This window comes from Rhodoplanes sp. SY1 (genome assembly GCF_046000175.1).
Taxonomy (GTDB): Bacteria; Pseudomonadota; Alphaproteobacteria; order Rhizobiales; family Xanthobacteraceae; genus Rhodoplanes.
In genome coordinates, this window is sequence record NZ_JBEOMB010000443.1 from 1 (window position 1) to 757 (window position 757).

Here is a 757-nt window from a genome sequence, read left to right on the forward strand (position 1 = left end):
CAGCAGGCCGAGCGCCAGTGGATGGCCGCCGAAGTCATGTGACGTCGCCTTCAGCTCGCGGTCGGTGCCCCACACCTTGTTGTCGCGCAGCAGCGCCGCGCCCGCCTCGTCCGACAGCCGCTCGACGTCGCGCACCGGCGCGGAGGAGTCCTTGAAGCGCGCGATGTCGGCGACGGCGAGCCGGCTCGACAGCACGATCAGCCCGTGCGGCTCGCCTGGCGGTACGGCGGCAAAGCGGCGCAGCAGCGCCCGCAGGCCGAGGTCTTTCAGCAGCCCGCATTGCGGCCCGGGCCCATGCTGCAGCGGCTCGTCGCCGTCGAGGATCAGCAGGACGCGACGCTGCGCCAGCGTCTCGGCGATCGTCTCGCCCTTGGCGCTGGCGCTGACGGTGTCGGTTTCGATCCCGAGCTCTTTCAGCGCCCAGTTCAGGAAGGCGTCGGCCGCGGTGGCGCGCTCCTTGGAACCCTGGCTGTAGAACGACCAGCCGAGCACCCGCTCGGCGCCGCGATAATTCTCCGCCCGCAGGCGCTTCAGCCATTCGTTGACCAGCGCCGACTTGCCGGCCCCGCCCTCGGCGACCAGCGACAGCACGTTGATGGCCGGATCCGTCCACGCCGCGTCGAGCTGCTTCAGCTCGTTGTCGCGCCCGACCAGCCGCTCATAGGGCGTGTCCGGCAGCCCGGCGGTGTGGACCGGGACGGTCGTCGCCGGCCGCCGGCGCTCCCGCTCCGCCGCCTTTTTGGCCGTGGCCTCCGCC

1 protein-coding gene is annotated in these 757 nt (G+C 72.1%); it reads right to left on the reverse strand.

Going from position 1 to position 757, the window contains the following annotated elements:
- A partial coding sequence (locus ABTU92_RS30240; protein WP_408095225.1) for an AAA family ATPase occupies window positions 1-757 on the reverse strand: 757 nt, incomplete at both ends.